At 63.0% G+C, this 7,114-nt stretch carries 7 protein-coding genes and 1 other RNA gene; 5 read left to right on the top strand and 3 right to left on the bottom strand.

Features of this window, described 5'->3' with window-relative positions; translation table 11 throughout:
- Positions 1-183: 183 nt before the first annotated feature.
- The 3 genes from HMPREF3153_RS04730 to HMPREF3153_RS04740 are packed head-to-tail and all read right to left on the bottom strand — an operon-like array spanning position 184 to position 2,299.
- Positions 184-825 carry an HAD hydrolase-like protein gene (locus tag HMPREF3153_RS04730; protein ID WP_070420173.1) on the bottom strand — a complete coding sequence of 214 codons (642 nt, stop codon included), beginning with the start codon at positions 823-825 and terminating at the stop codon, positions 184-186.
- A 27-nt stretch (positions 826-852) separates the two neighbouring features.
- Complete coding sequence (locus HMPREF3153_RS04735; RefSeq protein WP_070420174.1) at positions 853-1,800, bottom strand: SURF1 family cytochrome oxidase biogenesis protein; 948 nt, start codon at positions 1,798-1,800, stop codon at positions 853-855.
- Between the two features lie 10 nt (positions 1,801-1,810).
- The gene (locus tag HMPREF3153_RS04740) at positions 1,811-2,299 is read right to left on the bottom strand and encodes a low molecular weight protein-tyrosine-phosphatase (RefSeq protein WP_070420175.1); all 489 of its coding nucleotides are present in this window, start codon (positions 2,297-2,299) and stop codon (positions 1,811-1,813) included.
- 110 nt (positions 2,300-2,409) lie between these two features.
- On the opposite strand from HMPREF3153_RS04740, the gene HMPREF3153_RS04745 reads away from it, so the two are divergent.
- From HMPREF3153_RS04745 to HMPREF3153_RS04765, 5 genes are all read left to right on the top strand, one after another.
- Entirely contained in the window at positions 2,410-3,270 is an 861-nt protein-coding gene (locus HMPREF3153_RS04745) for a Nif3-like dinuclear metal center hexameric protein (protein ID WP_070420176.1), read from the top strand.
- Positions 3,271-3,984: a zinc ribbon domain-containing protein gene (locus HMPREF3153_RS04750; RefSeq protein ID WP_046646289.1), complete on the top strand. Its 714-nt coding sequence runs from the start codon at positions 3,271-3,273 to the stop codon at positions 3,982-3,984.
- Complete coding sequence (locus tag HMPREF3153_RS04755; protein WP_070420177.1) at positions 3,984-5,159, top strand: bifunctional RNase H/acid phosphatase; 1,176 nt, start codon at positions 3,984-3,986, stop codon at positions 5,157-5,159. The genes HMPREF3153_RS04750 and HMPREF3153_RS04755 overlap by 1 nt, the downstream gene beginning before the upstream one ends.
- A 15-nt stretch (positions 5,160-5,174) precedes the next feature.
- Positions 5,175-5,614, top strand: an RNA gene (gene rnpB / locus HMPREF3153_RS04760) — RNase P RNA component class A.
- Positions 5,615-5,641: 27 nt separating this feature from the next.
- Positions 5,642-7,045: an RNB domain-containing ribonuclease gene (locus HMPREF3153_RS04765; protein WP_070420178.1), complete on the top strand. Its 1,404-nt coding sequence runs from the start codon at positions 5,642-5,644 to the stop codon at positions 7,043-7,045.
- Positions 7,046-7,114: the final 69 nt, after the last annotated feature.

Consider the following 7,114-nt stretch of genomic DNA (forward strand, 5'->3'; position numbering starts at 1 on the left):
GTGAAGTCTCGCGACATCGTTCCTATCGGTGTCGCGGGACTTTTCGTTTTGCTACTTAGCCCCCGTTTGATCTGCGTAACTGACGAGGAAGCCGCGTCCAGAGCAGAACCGGTGGGCTTCGTTGTCAGTTGTGCACGTTTGGCCGCCGACCCCACCGTTCCGCGGCCCAAAACTGCAGCGGCGCTAGAACGCAGCGAGCAGCGCGTCGATGTCCTCGACGGAGCTGACGAAGAAGTCGGCGTCGTCGAACTCGGCCTGGCTGCCGTGGCCCCAAGCTACGAGAGCAGTGCGGATGCCCAGTGGACGCGCGCCCTCGACGTCGTGGTGGCGGTCGCCCACCATTAGGATTCGTTCCTCGTGGCCACGCAGGTTCATCGAGTCGAGCACCCACTCGATGACGTGGCGCTTGGTGGGGCGGGAGCCGGTGGCGTCGTCGGCACCGCCAATGAAGTCGAAGTTGTCTGCGACCCCAAGGTGTGTGAGCATCTGCCGCGCCATGTCCTCGTCTTTGCTCGTGGCCGTGCAAATGGTGTGCCCAGCTGCCTTCCACCGAGGCAGTGCCTCGGCCCAGCCAGGGAAGAGCTCCGCTTCCTGCCAACCAAAGTCGTGGTAGTAGCCTCGGAAAGTCGCCACCGCGCGTGGGATGTCCTCAGCCTTCATACCGAACAGCCCAAGTGTTATCTCCAGCGGCGGGCCGGGAAAAGAATGCAGCTGCTCGAGCGTGGGAACGGGGTAGCCCAAGTCGGCAAAAGTTAGCTGCGCACAGCGGGAAATCCCCGGAAAAGAGTTGACCAAAGTGCCGTCGACATCGAGAAAGATATTCACGCGATCAACTCTAGGACAGTGTACGGCTTAAAAGCGCTCTTGGCCGCGTTCGCGAATCTTCTCATAGAAGTCTGGCTTCGAGTCGCCGTAGCGGGAGCGCGTGCGGCGTGATTGAGGGGCTGCCTGGGCCGCAGCAGAAGGGACCTCGGCAGAAGGCGCCGGAGCAGGGGCCGACCCGGCGGGGGATTGGAGAGGCTCGAAAGGGGAGGCGTCGTCAAGCGGGGCGTGCAAAGCCGCCTCCTCCTCGCGGGCGCGGCGGCGCTCGCGGAGCTCAGACCATACGAAGTAACCCAAGCCCAGCGGCGCCATGATGCCGAAGGCAATCCACTGGTAGCCGTAGGAAAGGTGGTTACCGCGGTCGAGCTGCGGGACCTCCAGCGCGGTCAACTCGCCCGGCTGCTCTGGGGAGAGCTGGATGTAGTCCTTGCCCAGCTTCGTATTCGTGAGCGAAGCGACTTCCTCCGTATGAATGGAGTAGACCTGCTGGTAGCCCTCCTGGTTAATCGGTGCGGAAGAGTGCTGCGGCTCGTCGGCGCGGATCATGCCCGTGATGGTGACGTCCTCAGTGGGAGCCGGGGGAATCTCCGGAACGGTGTTGCCTTCGCCTGCGGCAATCCATCCGCGATTGACTAACATCGTGAGGCCGGAATCTGTCTGGAACGGGACCAAGGACTGGTACACCGCACCCGAGGAGACTGGGCGCAAACGCAGCAGCACCTCGTCGTCGGCGAGGTAGTGGCCGGTGAGCGTGGCGCGGGACCACTCGTCGTCCTTGATGGCGCCGTCCTTAGTCACCACCTCATCAAGCGGGCGCGGATCCGCCTCGTAGGCCTCCGCAATGAGGTGATTGCGCTCCACAATCTGGTCATCCTTGCCTAGCTGCCACGGCGCTAGAACCGTGAACGCAAAGTAGGAGAAGGCAACAACAAAGATGAGCAGCAGTACCCATCCAGGCTTGAGGAACGTCTTCAGCATGCCCTTTATCCTAGACCCGCTCTTGGCGAATCCAATCCAGCAGGCCAGGGACGGCGGCTTCGATTTCCTTGCGGGTGCGCGCGAAGTCCTCGGCGGTTCCGTAATAAGGATCCTCGATGTTCTGGTCCTCGGCGTTCGGGTCGAAGCTGCGCATCAAGCGCACACGCTCTGGGTCGATGCCGCGCTCGATGAGGGCATCGCGGTGGCCGGAGTCCATTGCAATGAAAAGGTCCGCATCCATGTGCTCGGGGCCCAGCTGTGCCGCGCGGTGCGTTGCGCCGTCGTGGCCGCCGCTGCGCAGCTCGGCGATGGCGCGCTCGTCAGCGCCCTGGCCCACGTGCCAGCCGCCAAGGCCGCAGGAGGACGTGCGTGCGATGAGGTCGAGCATGTCGTTCTCCATGGCATCGCGAACGATGATTTCCGCCATGGGGGAGCGGCAAATATTGCCCGTGCATACAAACACGAGGTGCAATGCGGAGGGATTTTCCTCAGAAGTCATCAGGCTACGACCTTAGAGCAAATAGAACGATTTCTGAACGAAAGCTAGGATAGTGCAGCAGCGCGCAGAGAGCGAAAAACAAAGTGATACAAGCACGAAGGAGGCCCATTATGGCCCACACTTCCACTACCGTTGGCGAGGTCCGCAGCGTCCTTGAAGAGGCATATCCACCGCACTTGGCTGAGAGCTGGGATGCGGTCGGTCTCATTTGCGGCGACCCGGACGATTCCGTTACCAAAGTCGCCTTCGCCTTGGACTGCACCCAGTCTGTCGCGGAGCAGGCCGTTGCCAGCGGGGCGCAGATGCTCGTTGTTCACCACCCGCTTCTTTTGCGCGGAGTGACCTCCGTGGCGGCTGATACCCCCAAAGGCAAGGTCATCCACACCCTGCTCAAGGGCGGCGTTGCGCTGTTTGCTGCGCACACCAATGCGGACAAGGCGCGCCCCGGCGTCAATGACAAGCTCGCGGAGCTGGTGGGAATCGAGCCAGGCCGCCCCGTCGTGCCGCACGAGCGCTTTGACGGCGAGGTTCCCGCGGATGCGCTGGGTCTTGGCCGCATCGGCGAGCTGCCCGAGCCATTGACCCTGCGCGAGTTCACACAGCAGGTGGCGAACGCGCTGCCGGAAACCGCCTGGGGGATTCGCGCGGCGGGTGACCCGGAGGGTGTCGTCAAGCGAGTTGCCGTATCCAGCGGTTCCGGGGATTCGTTCTTGGACACCGCGCGCGAGCTGGGCGTGGACGTCTATGTCACCTCGGATCTGCGCCACCACCCCGTGGACGAGCACCTACGCGCCGGGGGGCCTGCCGTCATCGATACGGCCCACTGGGCCAGCGAGTTTCCGTGGACCTCGCAGGCGCGCGATATCGTGGTGGAAGCATTAAAGGTGGATACTGAAATCATCGAGCTGCGCACCGACCCATGGACTATCTCTGCGCATGGGGAAAATCATGAGCAGCCAAAGGAGAACTAAATGAAACTGACACAGCAACTGCAGCCTGTCCTACTGGAACTTGCTAACCTGGAGCGCTCCCAAGGCGTGGGCGGCGAGAAGGTCGTCCCAGAACAGCAGGAGTACGAGCAGGCTCAAGCAAAGCACAAGCGGCTTGTCGACGCCGCCGGTTCCGCCCAGCTCGCAGTCGACGACATGGAGCTGGAAATCCTGCGTATCCAGGCCGATGAGCGCAAGCTGCGTCAGCGCGAGCGCGACGACAAGGCCCAGCTGGGCGCCGAGGTCGATCCGGAGCGCCGCAAGGACCTGGAGCATGACCTGTACGCTGCGAAGTCCCGCATTGCGGATCTGATGAGTGAGCTGCAGGAAGCCCACAACGAGATTCACGCCCTGCGTTCCAACCGTGACGTACACGGTGCGCGCGTGGACGAGTCGCAGCGTCAGCTGGAGGTTCTCGCACGTGCCGCGGAGGCCGCTAACGACGCCGCCGCGAAGCAGCCGGACCCGGCCATCCGCATCGGTGAGCTGCGCGCGCAGCTGCCTGCCGACGTCCTCGCAGACTACGACACCGTGCGCCACGAGAACGGTGTGGGCGCTGCCGCGTTCAAAGGCCGCGCCTGCGGCGGTTGCTTCATCGTGTTGCCGCCGGCTGAGCAAAACGCCGTGCGCAATGCGCCTGCCGACGTCCTCCCGCAGTGCAGCGACTGCGGCTCCTTCTTGGTGCGTCCTGCCTAATGAAGCTGGTTATTTTTGCTGACGGTGGCTCCCGTGGCAACCCGGGCATCGCGGGCTCTGGCACGGCTGTCTACTCCGCTGACCGCAAGCAGCTGCTGCGGGAAATCGCGTATGTGGTGGGCACAAAGTCCACCAACAACGTGGCTGAGTATCACGGCTTGCTGCGCGGTTTGGAGGCCGCCGTGGAGATGGGCGCGGACGATGTCGACTTCTACATGGACTCCAAGCTCGTGGTCGAGCAGATGAATGGGCGCTGGAAGATCAAGCACCCCGACATGCAGGCCTTGGCGTTGGAGGCACGCAAACTCATCGACCAGATTGGCAGCTTCACGCTGACCTGGGTGCCGCGTGCCAAAAACAAGGCTGCCGACGCCCTGTCCAACGTGGCGATGGATGCTGCCGCTGCGGGTGCCCCGGTGGGAATCGTGGGCGCGGGGGAAGAGACCGCAGACAGCCCCAACAGCGCCACCGAGCCCGCGGCAGATACCGCAGCGCCGCAGCCCAGCGACTGGATGACCGAGCAAGGCCCAGTCACGCGCTTTATCCTCGTGCGCCACGGCCAGACCGAGATGTCCGCTGCCAAGCAGTACTCCGGCCATGCTGACCCAGAGCTGACCGAGCTGGGCAAGAAGCAGGCGCTCGCAGCCGCGCAGGCACTCGCCGAGACACAGGTCGACGCCATCGTCTGCTCGCCGCTCAAGCGCTGCCAGCAGACCGCCCAAGCCATCGCGGCCAGCGTGCGCCCCGCTCATCCCGACGGTACCGAGGGCGAAAAGTTGAGCATTGAGACAGTCGAGGGTCTTATCGAAGTCGACTTTGGTCTCTGGGAGGGCAAGACTTTCGCGCAAGCGCATGCCACGGACGAGGAGCTGCACAGCCAGTGGCTCGAGGATCCTTCCGTGGCCTGCCCCGGCGGCGAGTCCTTGCAGCAGGTTCACCGCCGCGTGCGCAAGACCCGCCAGGAGTTGCAGGAAAAGTACGCGGGCAAGACCGTGGTCGTGGTCTCCCACGTCAACCCCATCAAGTCGTTTATCCGCCAAAGCTTGGACGCAGGAGCGGTGACGTTTAATCGCTTGTTCTTGGACTTGGCGTCGATAAGCATTGCGGAATTCTGGGACGGCGGCTCTATGCTGCGCGGCTTCAACGATGTGGGGCATTTGCGGGCTCTGGGCTAGACTGTAACGCGCGAATGAGCCGACCGGGTGAACGCGTCCTTTCCGAACCAACCTCCACGAGGGGCAAGGCGGGGGACGAGGAAAGTCCGGACTCCACAGAGCACAGTGGTTGCTAACGGCAACCCGGGGCGACCCGCGGGCAAGTGCAACAGAAAGTAGACCGCCGAACGACTTCGCTACGCCGCGTCGTACGAAGATCCGTGAGGTAAGGGTGAAACGGTGAGTTAAGAGCTCACCAGCACCGTCAGTGATGGCGGTGGCTGGGTAAACCCCACTGGGAGCAAGGCATCATGGCCGGCACACTGCGGGCTTGATCAGGCGTTTGAAGGCTGCTCGCTTTAGCCTGAAGGTAGCTGCTTGAACCAACTGGCAACGGTTGGTCTAGATGGATGTTCACCGCCGCACGCAACATGTGTGCGGGAAGACAGAATCCGGCTTATAGGTCGACTCATTCGCCCACTTTTCTGGAACAATGGGGCGGCATGAAGCTTTATGCAGCTCCTTTAAACTTTCGCATGATTGCCGAGGAGTTCTCTGTTCCCACCGACTTCAGCCAAGAGGTTCTCGATGAGGCCCAGGCTGCGCAGGATCGCTATGTCACGCAGCGCCGCGACGCTCGCGATATCCCGCTGGTGACCATCGATCCAAAGGGGTCCATGGACTTGGACCAGGCGGTGTGCATAGAGGCTCGTAACGGGGGCTACCGGGTCTTTTACGCCATTGCCGACGTCGCCGCGTTCGTCGAGCCCGGCAGCGCCCTGGAGGATGAGACCTTCCGTCGCGGGCAGACCATCTACCTGCCGGACGAGCCGGCGCGCCTGCACCCGCCGCAGCTTTCGGAGGACAAGGCATCGCTGCTTGCCGACGTCGACCGTCCCGCCGTTCTCTGGACTATCGACCTTGACTCGGCGGGTGAGGTCGAGGACTTCGCCGTGGAGCGCGCGCTGGTGCGCTCGCGGGCGCGATTGGACTACGAGGGGGTGCACGAGGATCTTGCGGCAGGCCGCCTGCATTCCTCGATTGCGCTTTTGCCGCAGGTGGGCAAGCTGCGCCAGGCGTCTTCGCTGCACCGAGAGGCGATTAACCTCCGTGTGCCTTCCCAAAGTGTGGAGGAATTTGAGGAGGACGGTCAGCACCGCTATGAGCTGGTCATCGAGCCGCGCTACGAGGTGATGGACTACAACTCGGAGATTTCACTGCTCACCGGCATGTGCGCGGGCCAGCTGATGGAGTCGAAGGGGATTGGGCTGCTGCGCACGTTGCCTGCCGCAACCCGGGAGGCGGAGGAGGAGTTCCGCAGCGAGGTTGAGCAATTGGGCTTTGCGCTTGGCGAAGGCTCGATTACCGAGTTCCTGCAGGGCCTCGACGCCGATTCGCTGCGTGGCATGGCCGCGATGCGCGAGGCGCAGCGCTTGTTGCGCGGTGCGGGCTACGTGTGGCTGCAGGACGGTGCGGCGGAGGTCCACGCTGGAATCGGTGGATACTATGCCCACGTGACGGCGCCGCTGCGCCGTCTGGCCGATCGCTTTGCCACTGAGGTGTGCTTGGCGCTTGCCAATGAACAAGAGGTTCCGGAGTGGGTCAGTGCGCGAGCAGGTGACTTAGTGGAGACAATGAGCAGCACGTCCCGCTTGGCTTCCCAGGTGGACAAGGCATGGCTCAACTTGACCGAAGCGACGGTGCTGGCGCCGTGGGTGGGTAGCAACTTCGAGGCCATCGTGGTGCAAGGCGGGGCCAAGCGTGAGAAGGCCCGACTCTTTGTGACCCAGCCGCCGGTGTTTGCGGAGGCGGTGGGCAACCCAGAGACGGGCGGTCAGGTCACTGTTTCCCTGGTTAAGGCGGATGTCCAGACGCGGGAAGTGCTCTTTGCTTGGCCAGCAGACTAGACAGTAAGGACTCGTTAGCGCGGTTCTAGCGTGGCCTTGTGATGTCTATGGAGTTTTTGGTCACGGAGT

The organism is Corynebacterium sp. HMSC06C06, assembly GCF_001807295.1.
In the GTDB taxonomy this organism is placed as follows: Bacteria; Actinomycetota; Actinomycetes; order Mycobacteriales; family Mycobacteriaceae; genus Corynebacterium; species Corynebacterium striatum.

Coding starts and splice junctions, on each gene's coding strand:
- HMPREF3153_RS04735 (WP_070420174.1), bottom strand. CDS start 1,800: ATGCTGAAGACGTTCCTCAAGCCTGGATGGGTACTGCTGCTCATCTTT.
- HMPREF3153_RS04740 (WP_070420175.1), bottom strand. CDS start 2,299: ATGACTTCTGAGGAAAATCCCTCCGCATTGCACCTCGTGTTTGTATGC.
- HMPREF3153_RS04745 (WP_070420176.1), top strand. CDS start 2,410: ATGGCCCACACTTCCACTACCGTTGGCGAGGTCCGCAGCGTCCTTGAA.
- HMPREF3153_RS04750 (WP_046646289.1), top strand. CDS start 3,271: ATGAAACTGACACAGCAACTGCAGCCTGTCCTACTGGAACTTGCTAAC.
- HMPREF3153_RS04755 (WP_070420177.1), top strand. CDS start 3,984: ATGAAGCTGGTTATTTTTGCTGACGGTGGCTCCCGTGGCAACCCGGGC.
- HMPREF3153_RS04765 (WP_070420178.1), top strand. CDS start 5,642: ATGAAGCTTTATGCAGCTCCTTTAAACTTTCGCATGATTGCCGAGGAG.